General features: G+C 46.6%; 21 protein-coding genes. 14 read left to right on the forward strand and 7 right to left on the reverse strand.

The window, feature by feature from the left end:
* The first annotated feature begins 71 nt into the window (after positions 1-71).
* From gcvP to ACYVE4_RS02805, 4 genes are all read left to right on the forward strand, one after another.
* Positions 72-2,975 carry an aminomethyl-transferring glycine dehydrogenase gene (gene gcvP, locus ACYVE4_RS02790; protein WP_460995385.1) on the forward strand — a complete coding sequence of 968 codons (2,904 nt, stop codon included), beginning with the start codon at positions 72-74 and terminating at the stop codon, positions 2,973-2,975.
* A 223-nt stretch (positions 2,976-3,198) separates the two neighbouring features.
* Positions 3,199-4,467: a gliding motility protein GldB-related protein gene (locus ACYVE4_RS02795; RefSeq protein ID WP_460995386.1), complete on the forward strand. Its 1,269-nt coding sequence runs from the start codon at positions 3,199-3,201 to the stop codon at positions 4,465-4,467.
* 130 nt (positions 4,468-4,597) lie between these two features.
* Positions 4,598-6,592, forward strand: a complete 1,995-nt coding sequence (locus ACYVE4_RS02800) for an OmpA family protein (RefSeq protein WP_460995387.1) — start codon at positions 4,598-4,600, stop codon at positions 6,590-6,592.
* 65 nt (positions 6,593-6,657) lie between these two features.
* Positions 6,658-7,467, forward strand: a complete 810-nt coding sequence (locus ACYVE4_RS02805; RefSeq protein WP_460995388.1) for a TspO/MBR family protein — start codon at positions 6,658-6,660, stop codon at positions 7,465-7,467.
* A gap of 100 nt (positions 7,468-7,567) precedes the next feature.
* Here ACYVE4_RS02805 and ACYVE4_RS02810 read toward each other — a convergent pair whose 3' ends face one another.
* Positions 7,568-8,008 carry a peptidylprolyl isomerase gene (locus ACYVE4_RS02810; protein ID WP_460995389.1) on the reverse strand — a complete coding sequence of 147 codons (441 nt, stop codon included), beginning with the start codon at positions 8,006-8,008 and terminating at the stop codon, positions 7,568-7,570.
* 400 nt (positions 8,009-8,408) lie between these two features.
* Between ACYVE4_RS02810 and ACYVE4_RS02815 the strand changes: the two genes are divergently transcribed.
* From ACYVE4_RS02815 to ACYVE4_RS02845, 7 genes are all read left to right on the forward strand, one after another.
* Complete coding sequence (locus ACYVE4_RS02815; RefSeq protein WP_460995390.1) at positions 8,409-9,341, forward strand: helix-turn-helix domain-containing protein; 933 nt, start codon at positions 8,409-8,411, stop codon at positions 9,339-9,341.
* 140 nt (positions 9,342-9,481) lie between these two features.
* Complete coding sequence (locus ACYVE4_RS02820; RefSeq protein ID WP_460995391.1) at positions 9,482-12,664, forward strand: efflux RND transporter permease subunit; 3,183 nt, start codon at positions 9,482-9,484, stop codon at positions 12,662-12,664.
* A 1-nt stretch (position 12,665) separates the two neighbouring features.
* Positions 12,666-12,965 carry a DUF952 domain-containing protein gene (locus tag ACYVE4_RS02825; RefSeq protein ID WP_460995392.1) on the forward strand — a complete coding sequence of 100 codons (300 nt, stop codon included), beginning with the start codon at positions 12,666-12,668 and terminating at the stop codon, positions 12,963-12,965.
* A gap of 9 nt (positions 12,966-12,974) precedes the next feature.
* On the forward strand, positions 12,975-14,075 hold the full coding sequence (locus ACYVE4_RS02830) for an efflux RND transporter periplasmic adaptor subunit (RefSeq protein ID WP_460995393.1): 1,101 nt from the start codon (positions 12,975-12,977) through the stop codon (positions 14,073-14,075).
* Positions 14,075-15,571, forward strand: coding sequence for a TolC family protein (locus tag ACYVE4_RS02835; RefSeq protein WP_460995459.1), 1,497 nt, complete (start codon positions 14,075-14,077; stop codon positions 15,569-15,571). Before ACYVE4_RS02830 ends, ACYVE4_RS02835 begins: the two co-directional genes overlap by 1 nt.
* 234 nt (positions 15,572-15,805) lie before the next feature.
* Positions 15,806-16,879, forward strand: a complete 1,074-nt coding sequence (locus tag ACYVE4_RS02840) for a mannose-1-phosphate guanylyltransferase (RefSeq protein ID WP_460995394.1) — start codon at positions 15,806-15,808, stop codon at positions 16,877-16,879.
* 143 nt (positions 16,880-17,022) lie between these two features.
* Positions 17,023-17,595, forward strand: a complete 573-nt coding sequence (locus ACYVE4_RS02845) for a hypothetical protein (protein WP_460995395.1) — start codon at positions 17,023-17,025, stop codon at positions 17,593-17,595.
* Between the two features lie 14 nt (positions 17,596-17,609).
* Here the strand turns inward: ACYVE4_RS02845 and ACYVE4_RS02850 are convergent, their stop codons facing one another.
* The 4 genes from ACYVE4_RS02850 to ACYVE4_RS02865 all read right to left on the reverse strand — a co-directional run bounded on the left by ACYVE4_RS02850 (position 17,610) and on the right by ACYVE4_RS02865 (position 20,670).
* The gene (locus ACYVE4_RS02850; RefSeq protein WP_460995396.1) at positions 17,610-18,035 is read right to left on the reverse strand and encodes a hypothetical protein; all 426 of its coding nucleotides are present in this window, start codon (positions 18,033-18,035) and stop codon (positions 17,610-17,612) included.
* Positions 18,036-18,053: 18 nt separating this feature from the next.
* Positions 18,054-18,941, reverse strand: a complete 888-nt coding sequence (locus ACYVE4_RS02855; protein WP_460995397.1) for a cyclase family protein — start codon at positions 18,939-18,941, stop codon at positions 18,054-18,056.
* A 127-nt stretch (positions 18,942-19,068) separates the two neighbouring features.
* Positions 19,069-20,097 (reverse strand): thiamine-phosphate kinase, encoded by a 1,029-nt coding sequence (gene thiL / locus ACYVE4_RS02860; protein ID WP_460995398.1) that lies wholly within the window; start codon positions 20,095-20,097, stop codon positions 19,069-19,071.
* Between the two features lie 126 nt (positions 20,098-20,223).
* Positions 20,224-20,670 carry a hypothetical protein gene (locus ACYVE4_RS02865; protein ID WP_460995399.1) on the reverse strand — a complete coding sequence of 149 codons (447 nt, stop codon included), beginning with the start codon at positions 20,668-20,670 and terminating at the stop codon, positions 20,224-20,226.
* A gap of 105 nt (positions 20,671-20,775) precedes the next feature.
* Here ACYVE4_RS02865 and ACYVE4_RS02870 point away from each other — a divergent pair, with 105 nt between their 5' ends.
* The 3 genes from ACYVE4_RS02870 to ACYVE4_RS02880 all read left to right on the forward strand — a co-directional run bounded on the left by ACYVE4_RS02870 (position 20,776) and on the right by ACYVE4_RS02880 (position 23,091).
* A complete protein-coding gene (locus tag ACYVE4_RS02870) occupies positions 20,776-21,027 on the forward strand; it encodes a cytochrome b5 domain-containing protein (protein ID WP_460995400.1) in 252 nt (83 codons plus the stop codon).
* A gap of 10 nt (positions 21,028-21,037) precedes the next feature.
* Entirely contained in the window at positions 21,038-21,886 is an 849-nt protein-coding gene (locus ACYVE4_RS02875; RefSeq protein WP_460995401.1) for an N-acetylglucosamine kinase, read from the forward strand.
* Positions 21,887-22,020: 134 nt separating this feature from the next.
* Complete coding sequence (locus tag ACYVE4_RS02880; protein WP_460995402.1) at positions 22,021-23,091, forward strand: 2Fe-2S iron-sulfur cluster-binding protein; 1,071 nt, start codon at positions 22,021-22,023, stop codon at positions 23,089-23,091.
* Positions 23,092-23,239: 148 nt separating this feature from the next.
* On the opposite strand, the gene ACYVE4_RS02885 is transcribed toward ACYVE4_RS02880, so the two are convergent.
* Together ACYVE4_RS02885 and ACYVE4_RS02890 are read right to left on the reverse strand one after the other, a co-directional pair.
* Positions 23,240-25,522, reverse strand: a complete 2,283-nt coding sequence (locus ACYVE4_RS02885) for a M56 family metallopeptidase (protein ID WP_460995403.1) — start codon at positions 25,520-25,522, stop codon at positions 23,240-23,242.
* A gap of 85 nt (positions 25,523-25,607) precedes the next feature.
* On the reverse strand, positions 25,608-25,988 hold the full coding sequence (locus ACYVE4_RS02890) for a BlaI/MecI/CopY family transcriptional regulator (protein WP_460995404.1): 381 nt from the start codon (positions 25,986-25,988) through the stop codon (positions 25,608-25,610).
* Positions 25,989-26,139: the final 151 nt, after the last annotated feature.

The following is a 26,139-nucleotide window of genomic DNA, read 5'->3' on the forward strand; positions in this document are numbered from 1 at the left end:
GGCTTTTGTGGCTGTCATCATGTAAATTTGCAATACACTTACGACGCATTCTTAACAGAAGCTATTCTTCAATGAGGTTAACTCTTCAGCAGACAGACATATTTGAAGACCGTCACCACGGTCAGACCGAAGCGGCTCAGGCCGACATGCTTAAAACAATCGGCGTCGATTCGATCGATCAACTTATCGAGCAAACGGTTCCGAAAGCCATCCGACTTGATAAACCACTCAATTTGCCCCAGCCTAAATCTGAGCAGCAATTTCTGACAGACTTTAAAAAATTGGCAGGGCAGAATAAAGTCTTCAAATCGTACATTGGTACGGGCTATTACGATACCATTACGCCAAACGTTATTCTCCGGAACATTCTGGAAAATCCGGCTTGGTACACGGCTTATACGCCCTATCAGGCGGAAATCGCCCAGGGACGGCTCGAAGCGCTCCTGAATTTCCAGACGGTTGTGTCAGACCTGACCGGTATGGATTTAGCCAACGCATCGTTACTAGACGAAGGTACCGCAGCCGCCGAAGCGATGCACATGCTGTACGCGTTGCGACCGGCAGCGAAGAAAAATGCGGATACCTTCTTTGTGTCGGATCGGTGTCATCCGCAAACGATTGATGTGGTCATCACGCGAGCTACTCCGCTGGATATCAAGGTCCTCGTTGGCGATCACAAAACTGTTGATCTGACGAGTGGGGAAATTTTCGGAATGTTGCTCCAATACCCAGCTACGGATGGTCAGGTATTTGACTATACTGATCTGATTGCGGCTGCTCATGAATTGGGTATTAATACAGCTGTTGCGGCCGATTTATTGGCGTTAACCTTATTAAAATCGCCCGGTGAAATGGGGGCTGACGTTGTGGTGGGTAATTCACAACGTTTCGGTGTTCCGATGGGTTACGGTGGTCCCCACGCGGCTTTCTTCGCCACACGGGATGCCTATAAGCGACAAATTCCAGGTCGGATTATCGGCGTTTCGCAGGATGCCGAAGGAAAACCAGCTTTACGGATGGCGTTACAAACCCGCGAGCAGCACATTCGCCGGGAAAAAGCAACGTCTAATATCTGTACAGCGCAGGTTTTATTGGCTGTTATGGCGAGCAGTTATGCTGTCTATCACGGTCCCAAACGCCTACGTGCCATTGCCGAACAAGTACATGCACTGACAAAAGCGTTTGCAACGGCTTTACGCTGGAGCGCTCACGAAGTCAGTACCGAAGATTATTTTGATACGGTTACCATCAAAGTCAATGATGTTGAATCACTGCGGAAATCGGCTCGTGCCGCTCAGATTAATCTACGCTATTTGCCAGATGATGAGCACGTAACCGTGTCGTTCGATGAAGCGAAAACGTTCCACGATCTAACAGAACTGTTGACCGTATTCGGTGTAAAGGCCGATATGGACGCTATCCTAGAAGGGCTTGAGATTACGTGGCCAGAAGCGCTGGTACGTACATCCGATTACCTGACGCATCCAGTGTTTAATACGCATCATACGGAGCATGAAATGCTGCGGTACCTGAAATCACTGGAAGAAAAAGACCTTTCGCTGGTGCATTCGATGATTTCGCTCGGTAGCTGTACAATGAAACTGAATGCTACTGCCGAAATGATTCCTGTAACATGGCCGGAATTTGGTAAAATGCACCCATTTGCCCCAAAGGATCAGACAACGGGTTATCAGCAACTATTTACGGATTTAAGCGCCTGGCTTTGCGAGATTACGGGTTTTGCAGCTATGTCGTTGCAACCTAACTCGGGTGCTCAGGGTGAATATGCTGGATTGATGGTGATTCGGGCTTATCACGAAAACCGGGGCGATACCCACCGAAACATTGCCTTGATTCCGCAATCTGCTCACGGAACCAATCCGGCCAGTGCAGTTATGGCAGGAATGAAAGTGATCATTGTAAAATGCGACGAGCGTGGCAACATTGACATTCCTGATCTGAAAGCCAAAGCCGAGCAATATAGTAATGATCTTTCCTGTCTGATGGCTACTTACCCATCGACGCACGGCGTATTTGAGGAGGGTATTAAAGAAATTTGCGCGATTATCCACAAACATGGTGGACAAGTGTATATGGATGGTGCCAACATGAATGCACAGGTAGGTCTAACGTCGCCAGCGACCATTGGTGCCGACGTTTGCCACTTGAACCTGCATAAAACGTTTTGCATTCCTCACGGCGGTGGCGGACCGGGTATGGGACCCATCGGTGTAGCGCCACAGCTAGTACCTTTCTTGCCAGGACACGTTTTTGAAGGGAAAGGTGTACGAGTTGGTTCTGCAGGAGCTGTTTCGGCCGGTGCGTACGGTTCGGCCAGCATCCTTACGATTTCGTATGCATACATTGCCATGATGGGTGGCGAAGGTGTAACGAACGCAACCAAACGGGCTATTCTGAATGCGAACTACATCAAGGCGCGGTTAGAAGGTCATTACGATACACTCTATACCGGTACTAATGGCCGTTGTGCGCATGAGATGATTATCGACTGTCGCCCATTTAAGGCTGCAACGGGTGTTGAAGTGGAAGATATTGCCAAGCGTCTGATGGACTATGGTTTCCACGCGCCAACCGTTTCGTTCCCGGTAGCGGGTACGTTGATGATCGAGCCAACAGAATCGGAGTCTAAAGCCGAACTTGACCGTTTCTGCGATGCCATGATTGCCATTCGCAATGAAGTTCGCGAAATCGAAAATGGTGAAGCTGATAAAGCCAGCAACGTTCTGAAACATGCTCCGCACACGGCAACAGTTGCTTTGAGCGACAATTGGACTCGTCCATACAGCCGGGAAAAAGCAGTTTATCCGCTTCCTCAAGTGCGAGCTCGCAAATTCTGGCCAAGCGTTAGCCGGGTCGATTCTGCCTATGGAGATCGGAATCTGGTTTGTGCCTGTGTTCCTATCGAAGCGTATGCGGAAGCAACCGAAGAAGTAAGTGCAGCACAACAAGCATAATTAAAGTACATATAAGAAACGCCATCAGTTTATCATAATCTGGTGGCGTTTTTCTGTTTTAAGCAAGTAAATTCGACTGCCCTTTTTGTTCAAACTTGGGACATTTTTGTCATTCTGACCGCCGGGAAGAATCTCAAAGTCCCCTCTAAAGCAAGCTTAAGATTCTTCCCGGCGGTCAGAATGACAAAAAATTATCCCCATTTTTAATTTATTACTTGACTGTATGAAACATTCTTTTCTAATCTATCTACTACTTAGTCTATTTGCCACTCAGCTAAAAGCCCAGTCATTCAGTACGTTAAAATGGAAGGCTGATAGTTCTTACAATGCGAAGTCATTTGCGGTAGCTTCTACTTTTTATGTGAAAGCTGGCGAGGCTGCCGAGTTTCCGTTCCAACGAAAAGGGGTTTATTATGATGCTAGTTGTTGTTACGCCTTGACGGGAAAGATCGAACAGGCGTTTAAATACCTGACATTGTCGGTCAAAACCTACGGATATAACAACCTGAATAATATTTCGAATGACACTGATTTAAAATATTTACACGCCGATAAACGCTGGCTGCCACTCATTAAGCACATTAAGCCTATTCAAACATCTAGCGATGATCCATTGAAGGCTCAGTTGATCACGACTGACATTCGCAATTTTTGGGATGCCTACGCCCAGGCTAAGAAAGATACCAACCGACGAGCGCAAATTTTTCGGGATGTTTATCTAGCGAAAGCTTCGCCCGGTTTGCAGGATTATTACCAGTATAAGATTCAGACGGTGAGTAGATTCGTAAAAAGTTACGATAAGCTACCGCAGTTTTACGCGGCTCTCCGACCCAATACGCTAAAGGTCGAGGAGCAGAAAGGTCAGATGATCGACAGCTTTGTCAAGTTCAAAGAGCTATATCCAGAGGCTAAGTTTCCCAACGTGTATTTTGTGATGGGCTGTTTTAGTAGTGGTGGAACAGCGACGAATAATGGGTTAATTATTGGGCTGGATCAAAACGCTCGAACACCCGCTATTCCAACGTCAGAATTAACGCTTTGGCAAAAAAATAACTTTAGTAATCTCAAAGAAGTACCTAATGTAGTCGCGCATGAACTGATTCATTTTCAACAGAATAACCTCGCCAGCGATACGACTCTACTCCGAGCGGCCTTAGTCGAAGGAATGGCTGATTTCCTGGGCGAACTCATTTCGGGTAAAACAGCAAATCCGCGACTAGCCGTTTTTGCCAAAGGGCGTGAGAAGCAAATCTGGGCTGATTTTAAAAAGGAAATGTATCTGAACAAAGCGTCGAACTGGATTGCTAATTCGAGTCAGGAAACGCCTGATAAACCGGCTGATCTGGGCTATTGGATTGGATACATCATTTGCAAAGCCTATTACGAAGAAGTTGCCGATAAAAAGCAGGCCGTACACGACATTCTGCACATTAAAAATTATAGGCAATTCCTGGAAAAAAGTCGGGTAGAAGAGAAGTTGGACAGGCTATAATTAATAAGCGCAAAAGGGCCTAATTGAACCTTGAACATCCTTCAATAATTCAACGATTCTGTTCGTTTACAGTAAGACTGGCCCAAAATTTACCTTAACTTGGGCGCAGAAGTTCTGCTCTATACTCTTTATGAAAACCATTACGTCGTCTGTGCTGCTGGTGGCGGTGGGCCTGACCCTCGGTCTGTCGGGTTGTAACTCGGCCATGCAGGCATATAAAAAGGGCGTTCGCCATTTCGATGCGGGGGAATATAATCTGGCGTTGACCCAGTTTCAGAAAGCATCAAAAGGAACCATTGATCAAGCTCGATTGAATTATTATACCGCCGAATCCTACCGATTATCCAATCGATTCGGTGAAGCGGCTCCATTCTATCAGAAAGCTATCGAAGCCAATACAACTGAGCCAGATGCTCGGCTGAATTATGCCTACGCGTTAAAATCGCAGGGGAATTATGCGGATGCTTTAAAGCAAATGCAGGAATTCGTAGCAAATGCGCCAAAAACAACGTCGAAAACTACGCTCGACAAGGCAAGACGCGAGGTAGAAACGCTGAAAGCCATTGATATTATCGCGAAGAATAAATCGCTGATTACCCTGCGAAACATGAATAACCTCAACTCGACGGGGGCTGAGTTTGCACCAGTTGTTCGAGGAGAGGAGTTGATTTTTACGGCGTCGCGAAAAGATCAGGTGTATAAAAACAATGGTCTGCCAATGCTGGGGTTGTACAAAACGAAACTGAATCAGAAGATCGACGAAACCGGTACTGCGCCGGCTCCCGAACCGTTCAGTACGAATGTATTTCAGGGTGATGTGAATGAAGGAACCCCCGCATTCACGAAAGATGGCAAGACCATGATTTTTGCGCGGGGAAACAATGGCAAACGCAAAGGTGGCTTAGATGTTGACTTGTATATCAGCCGATTACAGGAGGGCAATAACTGGAGCCAGCCAATGCGATTACCGATCAGTGATTCAACCGCCTGGGATGGTTCGCCCGCTTTTTCGGGAGACGGAAAAACGCTCTATTTTGCCTCAAACCGCGCGGGTGGAGCGGGTGGTATTGATTTGTATCGCACGAGTATTGATGCATCGGGCCGGTTCAGCCGTCCTGTAAATATGGGTCGTGATATCAATACGCCTGGTGATGAGATGTTTCCGTATGTAGGAGCCAACGCCAAATTATACTTTGCTTCGGATGGGCATCCGGGACTTGGGAAACTGGACGTTTTCGTTGCTACTCGCTCGGGGGGTGTTACCCGCGTTGAAAATATGGGTCAGCCGATCAACTCACCATCCGATGATTTTGGACTGATTTATACGGATTCGAACAAAGGATTTATCGCGTCGAATCGCGCTGGTGGTAAAGGCGACGATGACATTTATTTCTTCCAGGAAGGCCCAGATACCGATACCACAACGATCGCACAGAATCCCCCGGCTAATGCAATCAAAGCGGTTCGTTATTTCTTAGCCGGAACCGTTTCGGCTAACGAAACGCCAGTTACACCGCTCGATTCGGCAACCGTAAAAATTCTGGACGATGCAACGGGTCAGCCAATTGCTGAAGCCGTTACTGGGAAGCCTGGAACATTTGGTAAATATCCCTTGGTGGAAGGCAAAGATTATACCGTTTTGGCCCAGCGAAAAGGGTATTTGACTCGTCGGGAGCAGTTTACGATGCAGGGGAAAAGCATTCCGCAAATCTTCCTGACAAAGCCTCAAACCGATACAACGTTTACCGTCGATCTATTGCTCGACAAGGCGATCCTGAACAAAACGTTCGTACTGGAAAATATCTATTACGATCTTGATAAGTATAATATTCGCCCGGACGCGGCTGTCGAACTCGATAAGCTGGTTGCGATTTTACAGGACAACCCGACACTAAAAATTGAGTTGGGATCGCATACCGATACACGCGCTAGTGACGCCTATAACCAGAAACTGTCACAGAATCGGGCCAAATCAGCGGTGGAATATATTGTATCGAAAGGTATTGAGGCCGATCGACTGACGTATAAAGGATACGGCGAAAGCGTACTCATTGTCAAAAACGCCAAAACCGAAGAAGAACACCAGCGCAATCGCCGAACCGAGTTCAAGATTCTGGAGCTGTAATAGATTGAGAAACATTCACATAAACCCCTTAGTTGATAGCCGTATTAACTAAGGGGTTTCTTTTTATGGATAAGAATAGACTACAGCAATTCTTAGTAGTGTTTAGCATCATCACGCTGATTGTGATGAACTACCTGTCTAACGCAGGACTATTTGGTGGGCAGACGAACGGCGATGTTTCTGATAAATACCATACGCTGATCACACCGGCCGGTTATGCGTTTTCTATTTGGGGGCTTATTTTCCTTGGCCTGCTCGCTTTCGCTATTTATCAGGCTTTACCTGCACAACGAGCTAATCCTCGTTTTCAGGCCGTTCGGTGGTGGGTTGTGCTGAACGCCTTTTGCAACGCCATCTGGAGTCCATTATTCAACAACGAGCGTATTGGGTTCGCCTTGATCGTAATTCTGGTCATGCTGATTTCGATGGTCGTGATTGAGCAAAATCTGTTGGCTCGGCCTTATACGTCCCTTTTGCCTATTGATCAAGACGCTACATTGCCCGAAGTGGCCGCATCACCAACAGAAACCTGGCTGGCTCGTATCCCTTTCTCGATTTACTTCGGTTGGCTGACGGTAGCTACTATTCTGAACGTAGCGGTCTATCTGAAAGCGACAGATTTTAGTTTACTAAATCTGAGCGAACCTATGTGGGCAATGGCTATTCTGGTTGTGGGGCTGTTGGTTGGGGCAATCGTATTTAATCGGTTTCGGAGCGTCGCGTATATTTTGGTTTTTGCCTGGGCTTACGCAGCCATTGGTGTAGAGCAGGCAGATTATAGCCAGATTCGATTGGTAGCTATGGCTAGCGCGGTGATAGCCGTAGGATTAGCTGTTGTCGGGTTAGTCTCGCGAAAAACACCGGCTTATAGTTAGCTCACCTCACCCCCAGCCCCTCTCCTAAAACAGGAGAGGGGAGAATTCGGTAGTAAATCCCTCTCCTGTTTTAGGAGAGGGGCTGGGGGTGAGGTAAACTCTATTCGTCTTCCAGAACTGTAATGCTGTTGATTTTATCACCCTGACGGATTTCATCGATCACATCCAGGCCTTCAACTACTTTACCGAAAACCGTATGGTTACGGTCGAGGTGGGCGGTATTCTGGCGATTATGGCAGATAAAGAATTGCGAACCACCCGTGTTGCGGCCCCGGTGCGCCATCGATAATACTCCCCGGTCGTGGTACTGATTTTCGCCGGTTAACTCACAATCGATCGTGTAGCCTGGGCCACCGGCACCTGTTCCGGTCGGGTCGCCACCCTGAATCATGAAATTAGGGATAACCCGGTGGAAGGTAACGCCGTTATAAAATCCTTTTTTAGCAAGCGTAATAAAGTTATTGACCGCTTTTGGGGCATCTTTATCGAAAAATTCGATCAGCATAGTGCCCTTGTCGGTGTTCATCTGTGCCTTTGGCATGATAGATCTATTTTTTGTTGTGGCCGCAAAATTACGACTATTTCTAATCCTGATTATAAAGTATATCGATACGAACTAGTTCCATCGATACGAATTAGCTGATAGCAGGTCTATAATTGATTTCCTGTCTGACTTCTTTTTCGTTGTCGATTTGTACCAATAAACTCTTTCGTCGTAGCAATTTTCTCTTGAAATAAGACAATTGCTGGAGTGCGCTATTCTGGAAAAATGCAACTAAATTGCCTGAGCATAAGTTAGAAGTGGAAATGAGCTGCTATTGATATCTTGGTTTTGTTCAATACTACTTACGGCTATATCGCTTATTGAGTAGTATTACTCTCGTAAGTTTTACTAGTTAGCTCATTTCTCTCTTTTGGACAAGTATCGTATTCGTTAACCTATGGAAACTCAGCCCATCCCTTATTACGATAATCTGCCCGATTTTCTGAAGGCTGTGAAGTCCATTGATACGACCAATCGTTGTTTCGGAATTTTTCCATTTGAACAATTCGGTGGGCCAGGAGAGGTGATTCCGCCATTTCGGAGTAGTACATATGTGGCGGCTTTAGTGACGGAAGGAACGGGTACAATTCATCTGGATGGCGTTCCGTATCAGATTAAGCCGGGAACGTTGTATGTACTTCGCCCCTGGACGGTGCGATCAATTCATAAGCAGGATCAATGGCGTGGGTACGTAATCATGTTTACGTCGGAGTTTGTGCGGAAGCGCTCGGTGCTATCCGATCCGATGAGTGAATATCCGTTTTATCGCAAAGGTGCGCAGCCGCTCATTCACATTTCCCCGGCTGAAGTTGACGAGCTATATAGTCAATTTGATCTGATTGATAAGGAGTTTAACAATCCAAATCGGTCAAAGGCGGATCGACTGGATCTAATTTATCATTTATTACAGGCGCTATTAATTAAGGAACGTCAGATTTACCGGCAGACACTTTCGGCTATTGAGTACTCGCAACCGATCTCCATGGTCGAACGATTTCAGAGTTTGTTGCAGATGTATTATCTGCCCGATCCCAATCAGGAAGCTCCTGTTTTGCTAACCGTTCACGAAGCGGCTGAGCGATTGCATATTCACCCGCATTATTTGAGCGACATTCTGAAAAAATACACGGGCAAAACAGCATTGCAGCACATTCGCGAACGAACAGCTTTTGAAGCACAGAATCTCATCCGGAATACTGATTTGACAGTCGCTGAAATAGGCTATAAACTTCACTTCGACGATCCGTCGAATTTTACCAAATTCTTTAAGAGTGTGATGGGAGTTACCCCCCGTGCTTATCGCGAACAGGTATACGCAGTAGCCGCATAATGTTTCAAGACTGGTAATTCTACGCCCCTAACTTTGGGAATCTGCATTTTTTACCATTGAAACTACCAAACCTACCTGTTCTGGTCGCAGAGCGACTGGTAATTTTGTCTCAATATTGACAATTACTCATCCAGCTAACTATGTGGATTGTCCGCTTAGCATTAGAAAAAAAATACACCATCGCCGTCATGGCGTTGCTGATTATGATTATGGGTGGGCTGGCGGTAAACCAAATGCCTACCGATATTTTTCCGCGTATTAATATCCCGGTGGTATCGGTCATTTGGGGGTATACTGGCCTATCAACGAACGAGATGGAGAAGATGATCACTAACTTCTCCGAAACATCCCTCATCAACAACGTTAGCGATATACAACGGCTTGAATCACAGACGTACAATGGCACAGCCGTTCTGAAAATTTTCTTCCAGCCAACCGTAAAGATTGAGGAAGCGATTGCACAGGTAACGGCTATTTCGCAAACAATTCTGGTCAGGATGCCGCCCGGAACGCAGCCTCCGCTCATTGTGCGATACAATGCGACAGACGTTCCGGTATTGCAATTAGGTCTTTCGTCGGATAGTCTTACGGAACAACAGATTACGGACTATGCACAAACCCGTGTTCGTCCCCAGATTTCGACGGTACCCGGTAGCCGACTTTCCCAGGCGTTCGGGGGAAAAACTCGTCAGATTGCAGTCGATCTGGAACCCGATCAGATGATTGCGTATAACGTCACACCCGAAGAAGTGACCAACGCAGTTTCAGCTCAAAACCTGACTCTTCCAGGTGGAGCTTTGCGAGTAGCTGAACGGGAATACAACGTCCGACTGAATTCAAAACCTGATGTTATCACGACGCTGAATGACATTCCGATCAAGGTAGTTGGCGGTACAACCGTTCACATGCGGGATGTGGCGAATGTGCATGATGGGGCTGCGGTTCAGTCAAACATTGTGAAGCAGGATGGTAGCAAGGGTATTCTGATGCGGATTGTAAAAACTGGTAACGCATCGACCACCGAAATTGTCGACAAGATTCAAAATCAGATTCTACCAACGGTTCGGGCTGCGGCTCCTGCCAACTTGCGGATCGAAGGTTTATTCGACCAATCTTTATTCGTTCGGGCATCGATTGAAGGCGTTTTAACCGAAGGTCTGATTGCTGCATTATTGACGGCTGCTTTGATTTTATTGTTTCTCGGAAGCTGGCGGAGTACATTGATTGTCGCTATTTCGATTCCGCTATCCATTCTAACCTCGCTGATTGCCCTGTATTTATTAGGCGAAACGCTGAATATTGAAACCCTGGGCGGATTGGCGCTGGCTATCGGTATCTTGGTCGACGATGCCACGGTAACCATCGAAAATATTCACCGAAACGAGGAATTGGGAATGCCACTCCGACAGGCAATTCTGGAGGGCGCCCAGCAAATTGCAACGCCAACCCTCGTCTCGACGCTGACGATCTGTATTGTATTTACGTCGGTTTTATTCCTGGAAGGCCCCGCTCGATTCCTGTTTGGCCCGCTGGCTGAGGCTGTTGTATTTGCCATGCTGGCATCCTATGTTCTTTCGAGAACGCTGGTGCCTATGTTGGCTGATTTGATGCTACGAAACGAACATCAGCATAATCACAGCACAAAACGACCAAGCGCATTTCGCCGTTTTTATAACCGATTCAATGCTGGTTTCGACCGATTCCAAGCCCGTTATGTTCGTGCTTTGGAATGGGTGTTGAATCACCGTCGAACGGTATTTGCGATCTTTTTGGCGGCTATCGCCTTTACTGTGGTTCTTGTACCGTTTGTCGGACGCGATTTCTTCCCACGTGTTGATGCCGGGCAAATTCGCCTTCACATGCGTGCTCCAGCTGGAACCCGACTGGAAGCTACCGAGCAGATTTCGGCAAAAACGACTGCCATCGTTCGGGAAGTGATTCCGCAATCGGAAATTGGTTCTGTTATCAGTAACATTGGCCTAACCGCAGAACGATATAATTTCTTCTTCTCGGATAACGCTACCGCCAGTTCGGCTGACTCGGAGCTGCTGATTTCGCTGAACGAAGAACGCGAACATTCTACTGACGATTACGTACGGAAATTGCGGGCGCGGCTGCGGGAGGAAATGCCGGATATTACATATTTCTTTTTACCTGCCGATATCGTCAGTCAGATTCTAAATTTCGGTCTGACCTCAACTATCGACGTGCAGGTGTCGGGTTTTGACCGGAATAATAACCTGAAAATTACCCGAGAAATACAGAAGAAAATGGCTCAGATTCCGGGTATGGTCGATGTTCACCTACATCAGGTTCTGGATGCTCCCGAACTCTTTCTGGAGGTTGACCGCGAACGGGCGAGCCAGTTTGGCTTGACGGAACAGCGTGTAGCAACCAACCTGAATATTTCGCTCAGCGGTACCGGCCAAACGCGTCCGAATTTCTGGCCAGACCCAAATACCGGATTCCCGTACATTATTGCTGTACAGACACCGCCTTACAAACTGGATTCGTACGACAAATTGCTCCGTACACCGATTATTCCCGGTCAACAAACGAGCCCGCAATTACTGAATAACATTACGACGGTTCGGCGAACCACAGCACCGGTCATTATCAACCGGGTGAATACGCAGCCTAGCTTTGATATTTATGGCGGGGTTGAAAAGACCGATTTAGGTTCAGTTGCGAAAGAGCTGAACAAACTGGTGGCGGAATATAAAACGCAGCTCAAACCTGGTAATACGATTACGATTCGTGGCCAGGTGGAGAGTATGGAGAGTGCCTTTAACCGACTGGGATTGGGTATTGTCTTTGCCGCGCTGTTTGTCTATCTGCTGATGGTGGTTAACTTCCAGTCGTTCCGCTACCCGTTCATTATTATTACCGCGTTGCCAGGTGCATTGAGCGGCATGGTCTGGATGCTATTCCTGACGGGTACAACCTTCAGTATTCCATCGCTGATGGGGGCTATCATGAGCGTTGGGGTGGCTACAGCGAACAGTATTCTGCTGGTCAGTTTTGCGAAAGATTATTTGCCTGAAGTAGCGGGCGATGCGTATGCGGCCGCGCTGGAAGCTGGACGAACTCGATTACGGCCTATTATCATGACGGCCATTGCCATGATTATCGGGATGTTGCCAATGTCGCTAGGGCTAGGTGAAGGTGGTGAGCAAAATGCACCGCTGGGTCGGGCTGTAATTGGCGGACTCTTGCTGGCTACGTTCACGACACTGTTGTTTGTGCCGGTCGTATTTAGCTATCTGGCGCGCGAAACCAAATCGAAGCCTGTAGAGGCTACACCTGTAGAAGAGGAAGTTTAGTATGGCAACCATTTATCACATTGTTCCCGCAGCTAACTGGGAAAATTTTGATGGACAGCCGACTTACGAAGCGGCTAGTTTGCAGACGGAAGGGTTTATTCATCTGTCGCAAAAAGAGCAGGTGGCAAGAACGCTAGAACGATATTATCAGAATGTACCTGATTTATTGCTGTTGCACGTCGATACGGATAAACTGACGCATGAATTGAAATACGAGTCGGCTACCAACAATGAACTGTTTCCGCATTTGTACGGTCCGCTCAATAAAGACGCTATTGTAACGATTGAAAAATTGAATTAACTGATTTATATGAAAGCACTTCGAATCATTATTCCCTTGCTGGTGCTCATTGCGCTGTTTGTGTTTTTCGGGGTATTGCCCCGGATTCGCAATAGTCAGGAGCTGAAAGCAGAGGCTGTTGCCGAGACGAATCGAGAACCTATTGTCAATGCCGTTCCGCTGAAATTTTCGTCGGATACAACGGGACTTGTATTGCCAGGTCAGATTCAACCGTATCGGCAAACGCCCTTGTATGCTCGTACGCAAGGTTTTTTACGTCGATGGTTTGTCGATATCGGAGCGAAAGTTCAGCAAGGCCAATTACTGGCAACCATCGATGCGCCCGAATTGGATCAGGACATCGCCCGGGCAAAAGCTGATCAACAGCTGGCGCAAGCGAATCTCGACCGTTTACAAAGTGTGCAATTGCCAGGTGCTGTAGCCAAGCAGGATGTTGATACGCGGCAATCGGCTGTGGTGGTAGCAAAAGCCAACGTTGGTCGGTTGGAAGCGCTAAAGGCTCTACAGCAGATTCGGGCGCCGTTTAGTGGCATAATTACGAGTCGTACGGCTGAGAATGGTGTGTTGGTATCGCCCGGTTCTGGTCAGCCGCTGTTTACGATTTCGGAATTGGGTACGCTTCGGGTATTTGTCGATGTACCACAAACGTATTTTCAATATGTGAAAGTAGGACTTCCGGCAACGGTGATGATTCCCGAATTGAAAAATCAGAAATTTGCGGGAAAAGTGGTTCGGACATCAGGTACGTTGCGCAATGAATCGCGGACATTACTGGCCGAAGTAGTGATTCCGAATCCAAAAGGAACGCTGCCTTCGGGATTATACAGTCAGGTGAAGTTCAATATGATTGCTGCGAATGCGCCCATTCTGATACCCGCAAACGCATTACAAATAACACCGGAGGGCCCCCGTGTAGTGGTTGTTGATTCGGGTCAACGTGTAAAATTTGTCCCGATTACACTCGGTCGTGATTATGGCACAACCCTGGAAGCGTCGAGCGGATTAACAGGCCAGGAAGTGGTTATCACCAATCCGAATGACCAACTACAGGACGGACAAAAAGTTAGACTCCGGAAGCCAATTGCCGAAAAAACTGTGGCACGTAAATGATGAAAGTTTTTTTTAGTTTTTTAGGGTTTATTGTTTGTAGTTCAGTCGTTTTGGGGCAGACGACGCCCGTTAATCCAACGGGGGGAGCCGTTACGGTTCAGCCGGGAGCTACACCGGCAGCGACGCAAGGAACCATTCAACCGCAAAATTCAGGTACTTCTAGCACCGCAGGTCAACCATCGACAACAGCCTCTGTGCTAACTGATAACGATCTGTCGCCAGCATTAACGATAAGTGGTTTTAAGCGCTTTGGCGATCCTTATCTAGAGTTGCTGATTCAGCAGGGGTTAGATAATAGTCCGAATCTAAAAGCAGCCCTGAGTCGATTAGAAGAAGCTCGGATTCGGGTGCGGGTTGCGCAATCGTTTTTATCTCCCTCGTTACGTAGTTCAATTCTGGTAACAACGCAGAGTTTGTCGCAACGTCGCCCGCTGGCTTTAACGACGGCAGCGCCTGATGAAGTGCCTCGATTTCAGTTGAGTACGTTTCAGCTATTGCCGATCGACGCTAGCTATGAGGTAGATCTTTTCAAACGAATTCGGACCAATATTGCTGTCACTGATTTACAGGCGCAGGCTAGTGTAGCTGATTATCAAGCCTTTCGGTTGAGCCTAGCGTCCGATATCGCCCGTACCTATTTGCTAATTCGTGGTAATGATGCCGAACAGGCCGTTTTTCGTCGGAATATTCAATCGCGTGATACAACCCTGTCGATTCTGCGGGAGCGTTTCCGAGTCGGTCTGATTAATCAGATTGATGTGCAACGGGCAGAAACAGATTACGCTGGTTTGCAAGTTACTTTGAAAGGTCTGGAACGTGCTCGGGTTGAACTCGTTAATGGACTAGCACAACTCTGTGCACAAGACCCAACTCAATTTTCAGTACCCTTCGGTACATTACCCACGGCTGCCTTGATGTATCCGTATGCAAGCGTATCCCCAGAGCAGTTGCAACGCCGACCTGACTTAGTTCAGTTTATTCGACAGAATCAGGTGGCGGCTGCACAGGTTACGCTTCAGCAGAATAGCACGTTGCCGAGAGTAAATCTGGTGGGTTCTGGTGGATTCTTATCAGGACGAATTGGCCCCTGGTTTTCGCCAAGTAGTGCTACGTATATTGTGGGAATAAACGCGTCAGTTCCACTTTATGAAGGTCACCGCGCCCGCCAGAACATCGCCTTGACCAAGCAGCAGGTGCTGACAAACCAGCAAGCCTATCAGCAAGCTTTGCAACTGGCTCAACGCGATGCCGAAACGGCTTTAGATAATTTAACGCTTCTGCGTCAGCAAATTGATCTACAAGGCCAAACGCTGACTTTAGCCCGTCGTACTGAGCAATACAATCGTGAACTCTATGTTCGGGGTTTAGCTACCTATCTGGAAGTGCTTGATTCACAACGTACGATTCTTGCTGCCGAACAACAAATGGCTCAACTGCGTAGCCAGGAAATGCAGTTTTCCGTCGCGCTGTTACGTGCTGTTGGGGGCGACTATTAGGGATTGTGAAGTGCTGATCTCCCCCAACCTTTCTCCTGAAACGGGACAGGGGAGACCCCTATACGCTTCCGTCACTCAATACATTTTTGATTTACGAGGATTCATTAGCACTAAATCGCCATTTGTAACCCATACTTCGTCATTCTCACCCTCCGTTCGCTAGCAAATCGTAACTTGTACTTCGTAAAATCAGTTAGATAGTAGCAACTTTGTCTAAAAATTATCGAAGTATCAATGAATCATACGTATGTTGTTATAATGGCAGGGGGTGTTGGAACACGATTCTGGCCTTTCAGCCGTACAAGCTATCCCAAACAATTCCACGATGTACTCGGCACTGGCCGAACCCTGCTTCAACAAACTGCTGACCGTTTTGACGGCATCTGCCCTCCCGAACATATTTTTATCGTTACGAGCTGGCTCTATAAAGATCTTTGCCAGCAACAATTGCCACAGTTATCGGATGATCAGGTACTTTGTGAACCCATTGCCCGGAATACGGCTCCCTGCATTGCCTATGCCTGCTATAAAATTGCGCAGCATGATCCCGAAGCCAATATCATCGTAGCGCCTGCTGATCATATTATTTTGAAAGAAGAAGAATTTCAGCGTACCATAAAAACTGCGCTGAAGGCGACGAAAGATCAGGATATTCTGGTGACGTTAGGTATACAGCCCAGCCGCCCAGATACGGGATATGGGTATATTCAATACATTCCTACCGAAGATGATCAGCCGCTCAAAAAAGTCAAGACGTTTACCGAAAAACCTCACCTCGAATTAGCCCAGGAGTTTCTGGCTAGTGGCGAATTCGTCTGGAATGCGGGTATTTTCGTCTGGAATGCACAGGCGATTATCAAAGCGTTTGAAGCCTACCTTCCTGAGGTTGCCGAGATTTTTGAGGAAGGGAAAGATGCGTACTATACCGAACACGAAAAAGCATTTGTTGATAAAGCGTATTCGCTCACTAAAAGCATTTCCATTGACAATGGCGTGATGGAAAAGGCTAAAAATGTGCACGTAGTGCTCAGCGATTTTGGCTGGTCGGATCTGGGTACGTGGAAATCGTTGTATGAAGTATCGGACAAAAACGAAGACTTTAATGTGATCGACGGGCATATCATGTTGTACGATACAAAAAACTGTATCATCAAAACGCCGAAAGATCGACTCGTGGTTGTCAATGGATTGGATGGCTATATTGTTGCCGAGTACGATAACGTGCTGATGATCTGCCGGAAAGAAGAAGAACAGAAAGTGAAAAATTTTGTGGCCGACGCCAAAGAACGAGGCACGGAGTTTGTTTAGTCTAGTCTGGATTCCAATAACCCTTCCAGACGAAATCGGCTTTTACGCAGATGTCTGGTAGGGTTATTGGGTCGATAGAATAAACGCAGAAGGCAATGACAGAAATCATCTGTTCGTTAGCCTAAAAACGATGTGATTCCTTTGTGAAAAAAGTAGTTTACTTAAGCCTGACGCTACTCCTGACCACGCTCCTGATCGAGTGTAAAGAGGCCACTACGGATTTTTCGCCCGGTGTAGGTGATTCTCGTATTACGGGTACCTGGCGCTTAGTCGAACGACTTTTCCCGGTTGATGTTCGGGATGACCTGATCGATTCTGTTTTTGTGCCAGCTCACTACAAAATTGATTCAACGCTGGTAAACGGGCAGTACATAAAAGATACGGTCTTTGTCAAAGATGGCTATGTGAAGGATACGATCATCGTCGTGAAATCCATTGACGTACTCCGAAAATATTCGGCCAGTATCCCACAAACGCTGACATTTGGTGCAGATGGTAAATTAGGCGCTAGTGGTGATACGATGTCCTATTATTACCCCATCAAATATTATAAGGTCGATACCACATACCCCGATAGCCTGGGAATCAATTTTTACATCACCACGAATCGAGCAACGGTATATTTTAAACAGGGGCTAAAATTCAAGGGCGACACCTTACTCTTCCTGCCTCGTTGCGAGCGAAATTGCTACTCAAAATTCGTACGCGCCAGATAATTAGATACCACTTCTTATTGCTGTTTAGTTGCTGTTAAACTGATTGTAGAGCTATTAAACGGATAATTGGTAAGTGTTACTGTCGATGCTGCCCAGCTACCCACTTTAGTATTGGTGTTGTATAAATCAATCGAACTTCCTGATCGCTGAAGCGTAATAGGTTTGCTTTCGGAAAAAGTGGAACTACCCGATGAACCAGCCGTTCTATACGTCAGCGTAAGCGTCACTTTATCCAACGCAGTCCCATCTTGAACGATAACAACCGTACCTGAAACCGTCTGCGGCTGGCTACTACCTGCAATAGTAACTGTTGTCACATCATAGGCACCCGACACCACATTGGCCATATCAGGGTCTGGAGGTGCTGATTCGTTTTTGCAGCTAGTTGCTACCAAAAGGCTAATAATGAATAAGATAGAATAAAAGACTATTTGACGCATAAATTGAGGGAAATTAAATCAAGAGATTTTCGCCATAGCACGTACGGGAAATGTGCCTACTCCTTTGAATTTGGGTGGAATTGCGCTAAACGTAAACCTTTCATTGGGAACTAAAGACAGATTGCAGAGGTGTTCAACAATTAGAATATCGGCACCTAATAAGGTCGTATGAGTGGGACGACTTTTGCCCCGCGTATCGTCGATATTATGCGAATCAATACCAACCAGCTTAACCTGGCAATCGCGTAAGTAAGCGGCAGCGTTGGCAGTTAGAAATGGGTGATGTTCGTAATAGGCATCCGTATTCCAGAATTCATCCCAGCCAGTATTAATCAATACAGCCCGATTTCGCAGTTCGTAACCCTGCAAATGCGCTTCGGTAATGGCTAAGGTTTCGCGATGAGGAACACGAATAACTAGGCCTTCCAAATCCGTAAAGGCTTCCAAACCAACTTCCGATAAATCTTTCCCATTCTCAAATCGATGAAATGGACAATCGAGATAGGTACCTGTGTTGGTCACCATCTCGATTTTGCCAATCTGAAATTCGGTGCCGGGTTCGTAAATCTGACGGGAGTTTTCGCGGCTTAAATAATCACAAATGATAGGAGCGGGGATGCCCTTGTAGGTAACAAGCCCATTCTCAATTGTATGACTCAGATCGATTAGTTGGGCTCGCTGGCCATTTTTAGCATTGGCAGATCGCTTATGCGCTTCTGTAATAATTTCTTTATTAAAAATATGCGCCTTCCCGACCATCAACAACTGCAAATCATCAATGACATAGTCGATTAATTCCTGATCCGAAATCGTGTCTCCATAGATATCTAATCGGAAATCTTCCCCTTTCAAACTGCCTCCGTTGGTAAAGTGAAAGTCAAAATCAAACTTAACTCGCTTTTGCATACTGATTCTTTTCAAGGCAGTTTTTGTGATTCTGGCCGCAGGGAAGGATCTCGAATTGGCCTTACTGATATGTTAGGAAACAATAAGATCCTTCTCTTCGGTCAGGATGACAAAAAGTATTTTAATATTAAACCGCTGAATTTCCCCAGCCTTGTGCCCGAATCGGGGTTTGCTGACCGGCTTTGGTCGCTAGAACAATTTGCGAAGGGTCAGCCGTTAAATAACCAATAGCTGTAATTCGCGCGTGATTAGCCAGTTTTTCAAACGCTTGCGGACGAACCGTAAACAGAAGTTCGTAATCTTCTCCACCATTTAACGCTGCCGTTACTGGGCTGATTTTGAATTCGTCAGCGGCTAGATGCGTCTGATCGTCGATTGGTAAATTTTCATCGAAAATGATGGCCCCCGTACCGGATTGATGGCAAAGATGGAGTAGTTCAGAAGCAAGACCATCCGAAATATCGATCATTGCCGTTGGGCGGATGCTCAAATCCCGAAGTTCATGAACAATGTCAGTTCGGGCGTCTGGACGGAGCTGACGTTGGATCAGATAGGCTCGTTCTTCCGAAAGATTCGGCTGCATATTGGGATCGGCTAGAAATACTTGTTTCTCGCGCTCCAACAGCTGCAGACCCAAGTAGGCTGCGCCCAGATCGCCCGTTACGCATACGACATCGTTGGGCTGGGCTGTATTTCGGTACGTAATTAGGTCTTTTGACACTTTACCCAAAACGGATATCGAAATAATCAGTCCAGATCGGGAAGCAGTTGTATCCCCCCCGACCAGATCAATGTTGTAGGACTCACAGGCAGCTCGAATGCCTTCATACAATTCATCAACGGCCTCAACAGGAAATCGACTGCTGAGGGCAATCCCAACGGTTACCTGCAAAGGCAATCCATTCATGGCCGCAATATCTGATACGCCAAACGTAATTGCTTTATAACCAAGATGTTTTAGCGGTACATACGCCAAGTCAAAATGGATGCCTTCTACCAGCATATCGGTCGCTAATAAACCATAGTCGTCTCCCCAGTCGAATACGGCTGCATCGTCGCCAATACCCAGCACTGTTTCTGAATGAGCAGGAGCTGGGGTTGCCTGACGAATGCGTTCGATTAAGCCGATTTCGCCGAGTGTATTTAAATCAGTCATAAAAAAGTCATTAATCAATAGTGGTCGGTATTGATGAATTAGCCGCTGATAAAGGCCAATTCATCAAAAAAGCCGTTCCGATTGATCTACGGAACGGCTTTTTTGATGAATTGGTTTATGAACTCCTTACGGATTTGTCAGCCCGTATACGTTGGTTGTGCCACCCGTTTTTTGGCTGGCCGTTTGGCGTGTCAGTTTTAAATTGCTATCGTCGATCGAATTGATCGTAAACGTAATCGCACCATTGTCTCCTGTTGGCGAAGGATTCAGATTCGTTAGTTTAAGCGTATTGTCGTCAGGTAGCGAGTATTGGCCGGTAAACGTATTGCCGTCATACTCGGTATAGGTAACCGTTGGGGCTTTGCTGAGATCGAGCTTGAATTTCGAATAATCCCGAATGTTAGCAGTTCCTCCTTTCGTATAAACAGTCGTACTGTTTTCATCGACTTTACTAGCTGTCCACACTTTGGCAATCCGTTCCGAAACAGGAGCTACCTTACTTCCTCCACAGCCTGTTAGCAGGACGAACAAAACGACTATCGAAAGGAAACTAATGCAGTAAGTTTTTCTCATGGTTAATCAAATACAAAGGAATCAGAAGTGGTTAAAGTTACGCTAATTTTGTTGGCACTTACAAAATTAGTGCCTAATTATTCGGTTAACTGAGTTATCGGACGTATGACACCAACTATTCATGCTTCACTGCCAACGTACACCCGCTCACAACTCGCCTTACGTAACGGACAGGATCGTGACGACATCTGGTGTGCTTTCGATGGCATCATTTACGACCTGTCTGCGTCGCGATTGTGGCGCAATGGCAAACATTACGAACATTGGGCTGGTCAGGACCTCACCGATGAATTAGCTGATGCACCTCACACAGAAAGCGTTTTCAGTCGATTTAAAGCCATTGGGCAATTAATTTAAACTCTAAATCATGTCAATGCTTATTGCCGATAGCGGCTCAACAAAAACCGACTGGCGGCTCGTAGATGCCAGCGGAGAAGTCCACGCTATTCAAACGGATGGATTGAATCCATATTATCAAAACGTAGAACAAATGACAGCTACGTTGCGAGACCAATTACGTCCACATATTACTGACTCATCAATTACGCACGTTTATTTTTATGGAACGGGCTGTACAGGGCCATCGGTGAATCATATTGTAGCTGATTCTATACAAACTGTTTTGCCTGGTTTACAGACAATTGAAGTGGCCAGTGACATCGTTGGAGCCGCACGGGGAGCCGCTGGTCATCAATCGGGTATCGTTTGCATTTTGGGGACAGGCTCAAATGCTTGTTGTTACGATGGTCAACAAGTGATCCGAGGTATTCAGTCGCTCGGTTTCTGGCTTGGCGATGAGGGAAGTGGCGGATATTTAGGGAAAACGCTTGTCCGCGATTTTTTTCAGGAGCGATTACCCGCTGATCTGCGCGAAGCATTTCAGGCTCGTTATGGGCTTGATAGAACAACGTTGCTGGAAAATGCCTATAAAAAACCCTACCCGAACCGCTATTTTGCTTCGTTTACGCCCTTTCTATCCGATCATCTGACACATCCTTATATTGGAGAATTAGTCACCGATGCTTTCGGATTATTTCTGACAACTTACGTTAAACGTTTTCCGGAATCGGATAGTTGGCCGGTTCATTTCGTTGGTTCCATTGCCTATTTTTTTGCTGATTCGCTTCGATTGGCTGTTCAAAAAAAGGGTTTGATTATGGGCCGTATCCTAAAAGCACCCGCCGAACAGTTAGTTGAATTTTATAAAAATGGCTAAGTTCCGGGTGTTCGCTGTACTTTTGTGAAACTGTTCTTTCGTTTGAAGTCTAAAGTTTAATGTTTGGAGTTAATTAGGTTATAAGTAGTTGACTAAGCATCAAACGTCAAACGATAATGACAATAACCTGAATAATGGCAAATCGGTATTTTTTGAAAGTTAAAGACGTCGTTCGGGAAACGGCCGACGCTGTAACAATAAGTTTCTGGCACCCCATCAACGAAGAAGTCCGCTATCAACCTGGGCAATTTCTGACGTTTTTACTGAATATTAACGGACAGAAAATCCGTCGTTCCTATTCAATGGCGTCGTCTCCTCACGTTGATGTATCCTTGTCGGTATCCGTCAAGCGTGTTCCGGGTGGACTAGCCTCTAATTACCTCTGCGATCGGATCAAACCCGGTGATGTTCTGGAAACGCTGGAGCCTATGGGTACGTTTATCCCAAAATTGGACCCGCAAAACCGACGGACGCTCATTCTGATTGGAGCGGGTAGTGGGATCACGCCCTTGTTTTCGATGGCAAAGTCGGCCTTACATGTTGAGCCCAATAGTCGCGTATGGCTGATTTACGGCAATCGGAATCAGAAATCGATCATCTATAAAGATCATCTGGACGCGATGGAGAAGGGATACGGTAAATCCCGCTTTCAGGTGACGCATATTTTGAGTCAGCCTAATTTCGGCTGGCTAGGTGCAAAAGGGCGTGTGAACCAGAGCATAATTGCCAAATTGTTGGATCAGCTTTCACCAGTCGAACGACAAAATGCGAGTTTTTATCTATGCGGTCCCGATGGGATGATGGGCGAAGCCCGTTCAGCTCTGTCGCTGGTAGGTGTTTCAGCCGAGCATATTCATAAGGAAAGTTTTGCCCACGCGCCCGTAATGGCCGGGGAGGTTGTTGAAGAGCCAGCAACAGCCGCTGATAGTGGCTCCCCCGAAGTAACAATCTTATACGAAGGCAGCGAATATAAGTTTGCCGTTGCTCCTCATCAGACCATTCTGGAAGCGGCTTTAGATCTGGATATTGATTTGCCCTATTCCTGCCAGGCAGGTATGTGTACGGCTTGTATGGGCCGTTGTACATCGGGTAAGGTGAAACTAGATGAAGAGGATGGACTTTCGGAGTCGGAGCTAAAAGCTGGTTATGTGCTTACCTGTGTAGCCCACCCCGTGGGTCCGAATGTGGTAATTGAAATAGAGTAGAATAGCCGGCCTCTGAAATTGACTTCAGGTCAATACTTGATTATTGATTTATTATTATTTGTCATCCTGGCGCAGGAAGGACCTTAAGGTTTTCTAATACTCAATCAAGGAAACCTCAAGGTCCTTCCTGCGCCAGGATAACAAAAAGTTATTTTCGTTCTTCGGGTTTAGGCGCTACAGCTGTTTTGGGTTTGGCGCGTGGTGTCGTTACTTTAGTCGGTGCAGCTGGTACGATGGCTGGAACGCTCGGTGCTGCGGGTGTAACAACTGGCGCTACACGTACATTAACGGGAGGGTGTGCAACAGCAGCAGGAACATCAGGCGCAGCAACTGGATCGAGTGGTGTAGGTACGCCAGGTGCGTAAATAATCGAGCCAGTTCGAACGGCACGCGGAGATCGAGAGGCTTTTCGAGGGGAAGCCGGACGATATCTCATCCCATCTGTATTAATATTGAGATTCAAATTCATATTAGATAAGTCCGTAGATATCCGCGCCATACGCTCGCCTTGTCGTCCCATCTCCTGCGACATTCGCTCTAGTTGTTCATCTAACAGCCGGGTTTCCTGTTCAAGTTTTTCCAGGGGCTTACGAGCTTCCAGCATTTTCGTCTGAGCGGCCTCTAATTGCTGGTTTACTTCCTGAATACTAGCTTCTTGCTTTTTGATTTCTGGCTCCAGCGCAGCTACCTGTTTCTCGACTTCTTCCAACGTCTGTTTTTGCTTCCCATCCTGATACATGGCTCGGCGCTGTTTTTCGATCAGGGCAATACGCTGCTCCATCAATTTCTGTTTACGAAATTCCAGTAGTTGCTGACTGCGTTCAGACTCTTCCACCGGAAACTGCATTTTCTCCATCTGTAGTTGTAAGGCCTGAATTTGCCGCGACTGCTGCTGCATAAGCTGACTTAGGCTATCCATCCGACGCTGTTGGACTACGCGTAACCGATCCAGCGAATCCGTAGCAATTTTAGGCTGTGAAATGGAGGCAAACGCATCGTTGATAATGCCCTGATAATTTACTTTAGCTAGTCCTTCTACCGTTCCGTCGGGGCTGAGCGGTACATCTTTTAAGGCGGATGCCACAATGTTCGAATAGTCAATGTGCGATAATCCTTCGGCCAGCGCATCCATCCCGCCATCAAACGCCTGATTCTTTTCAATAATCGTCAGCAAAATATCACGGTCTGTTTGCGGAATATTATCGAGCGATAATTTTCCGGCCATTACACCGTCAAGTTCGCTCTGTAATTTCGCTATGTGTGCTGAGGGTAGTTTTTGACCCTTCCAAATTACATAGCTGACTTGTTTATTGCCGGCCATGCCATATTCGGAATTATTATCTACTTTATGTTTTCGGTTTGGCTTAGGCTGCGTTGTCTTTTTAGCGGGTTTATCCTGTTTTTGAACGGCATATACCGATACGCTCATCAACAGAATCGTGACTAGTGTAAGTCCAGCCAAACTACCATTCGATATAAACGGCCGGGTTTGCACACCCAACACCCGACGAACCCGATGCAGCAAGTGCTGACGTTTTGACGCAAATGCCATTGCCAGACTAGGCGCTTCTTGTTGTTGGATGAGCCGCAACTCTTCGATACGTGCAAGAGCTTGAGCTAAAATACGGCCATCTCCTCCACAGACCTCTACAGCGAGATCATCGCAGCAATGTTCTCGCTCCTCACGAACTCGGGCTGATAACCACCAAAGTGCCGGATGGAAGAAATACAACACTTCAACAACCGATTGGAGAAGATTAACCGCATAATCGTGACGCTTTATATGGGCTAATTCGTGGGCTAAAACCGCTTCGATTTCGCGCATAGAGAGGTGAGTTGATAAGCCAATCGGTAATAATAAAACAGGCTTCATCATACCCACAACCATGGGCACAGCAATACGGGCTGATTCACGTACCCGAACAAGCGTTCGAATTGCTAAATCAGAACGCAGCCGATTAGTTAATTGCGCCCATCCTTTTGTAGCAGGTTGCGTAGCCGTTTGACTTAACCGTTGCAGATAGATCCATCCGCCTGCGAGTCGTAACCCAAATAGTCCAACGCCAATTAGGTAAACAAGCACAAACTGACTTAAGTGGGCTTCCAGAAATTGTTGGGCCTGCTGGTGCCAGGGAACTGTTTGAACCATTGTCTGCCAACGTACGGGGTACACTAGCCCTTTGGCTCCGTAATTAGGTAAGGCTTTTATAGAAGGTTTATAGCACCAGAAAAATGTAATAATAGAAGCGACTAGTTGAGCCAGCAGCGTAAAGACACCCAGCTGATACCGCAACGCGCTCGACCGATTGCGGAATACGTGCAAGAGTACAGCTACCGGCAATACTAAGGCGAATCCCTGCCAGATCGCATGAAGTAGCGTCCAGCCCAGAGCATCGGCTACCGGATTTGAAAGAAAATGGAAAGCGTTCATGAGTATAGGAAATCTTAAGTTTGTCAAAATCAGTTATTCACTTCTTCAATTTTTTATCATTACGTACAAAATCCTGCTAATCAGTTTAATCCCGGCGGCCGGCGTCCCGGTTCAGATTATTAAGCAGCGCTTTAATCTCATCCAGTTCTTCGCGCGACGCTTTGTGCTGGCCCAGTACTTGCATTACTAACTTCGAAGCCGATCCCCGAAAAGCCGTTTCCACAAAGCGATCGACCAGATTTCGCTGCGTATCTTCTTCACTGACGAGAGCTGTATACGTATGTGAACGGGCATCTTCTTCTCGCGAAAGCAGCCCCTTGTCGTACATAATCTGCATTAATTTCAAGGCGGTTGTATAGCCTATTTCACGATTCTGGCTCAACATATCATGTACCTGTCGTACTGTGCTGGGACCGTTTGCCCAGAGTACGTGCAGGATTTCTAATTCGGCGTCAGTCGGCTTCATAATGATCTACGAATAATTTCGTAGTAAACATATACGAAGATTTTCGTAGATGCAAATTTGTGAACAAAAAAGTTTTAGAATGACTTATCTGTGAGGCAAACAAAAGATCGCGTTGTCGATATTTGTCTATTTATTTAGAAGCTAAATCACT

Source organism: Spirosoma harenae (genome assembly GCF_054776975.1).

What these genes read in the sequence shown, in the direction of transcription:
- gcvP (WP_460995385.1), top strand. Translation starts at nt 72, where the DNA reads ATGAGGTTAACTCTTCAGCAGACAGACATATTTGAAGACCGTCACCAC.
- ACYVE4_RS02795 (WP_460995386.1), top strand. Translation starts at nt 3,199, where the DNA reads ATGAAACATTCTTTTCTAATCTATCTACTACTTAGTCTATTTGCCACT.
- ACYVE4_RS02800 (WP_460995387.1), top strand. Translation starts at nt 4,598, where the DNA reads ATGAAAACCATTACGTCGTCTGTGCTGCTGGTGGCGGTGGGCCTGACC.
- ACYVE4_RS02805 (WP_460995388.1), top strand. Translation starts at nt 6,658, where the DNA reads ATGGATAAGAATAGACTACAGCAATTCTTAGTAGTGTTTAGCATCATC.
- ACYVE4_RS02810 (WP_460995389.1), bottom strand. Translation starts at nt 8,008, where the DNA reads ATGCCAAAGGCACAGATGAACACCGACAAGGGCACTATGCTGATCGAA.
- ACYVE4_RS02815 (WP_460995390.1), top strand. Translation starts at nt 8,409, where the DNA reads ATGGAAACTCAGCCCATCCCTTATTACGATAATCTGCCCGATTTTCTG.
- ACYVE4_RS02820 (WP_460995391.1), top strand. Translation starts at nt 9,482, where the DNA reads ATGTGGATTGTCCGCTTAGCATTAGAAAAAAAATACACCATCGCCGTC.
- ACYVE4_RS02825 (WP_460995392.1), top strand. Translation starts at nt 12,666, where the DNA reads ATGGCAACCATTTATCACATTGTTCCCGCAGCTAACTGGGAAAATTTT.
- ACYVE4_RS02830 (WP_460995393.1), top strand. Translation starts at nt 12,975, where the DNA reads ATGAAAGCACTTCGAATCATTATTCCCTTGCTGGTGCTCATTGCGCTG.
- ACYVE4_RS02835 (WP_460995459.1), top strand. Translation starts at nt 14,075, where the DNA reads ATGAAAGTTTTTTTTAGTTTTTTAGGGTTTATTGTTTGTAGTTCAGTC.
- ACYVE4_RS02840 (WP_460995394.1), top strand. Translation starts at nt 15,806, where the DNA reads ATGAATCATACGTATGTTGTTATAATGGCAGGGGGTGTTGGAACACGA.
- ACYVE4_RS02850 (WP_460995396.1), bottom strand. Translation starts at nt 18,035, where the DNA reads ATGCGTCAAATAGTCTTTTATTCTATCTTATTCATTATTAGCCTTTTG.
- ACYVE4_RS02855 (WP_460995397.1), bottom strand. Translation starts at nt 18,941, where the DNA reads ATGCAAAAGCGAGTTAAGTTTGATTTTGACTTTCACTTTACCAACGGA.
- thiL (WP_460995398.1), bottom strand. Translation starts at nt 20,097, where the DNA reads ATGACTGATTTAAATACACTCGGCGAAATCGGCTTAATCGAACGCATT.
- ACYVE4_RS02865 (WP_460995399.1), bottom strand. Translation starts at nt 20,670, where the DNA reads ATGAGAAAAACTTACTGCATTAGTTTCCTTTCGATAGTCGTTTTGTTC.
- ACYVE4_RS02870 (WP_460995400.1), top strand. Translation starts at nt 20,776, where the DNA reads ATGACACCAACTATTCATGCTTCACTGCCAACGTACACCCGCTCACAA.
- ACYVE4_RS02875 (WP_460995401.1), top strand. Translation starts at nt 21,038, where the DNA reads ATGTCAATGCTTATTGCCGATAGCGGCTCAACAAAAACCGACTGGCGG.
- ACYVE4_RS02880 (WP_460995402.1), top strand. Translation starts at nt 22,021, where the DNA reads ATGGCAAATCGGTATTTTTTGAAAGTTAAAGACGTCGTTCGGGAAACG.
- ACYVE4_RS02885 (WP_460995403.1), bottom strand. Translation starts at nt 25,522, where the DNA reads ATGAACGCTTTCCATTTTCTTTCAAATCCGGTAGCCGATGCTCTGGGC.
- ACYVE4_RS02890 (WP_460995404.1), bottom strand. Translation starts at nt 25,988, where the DNA reads ATGAAGCCGACTGACGCCGAATTAGAAATCCTGCACGTACTCTGGGCA.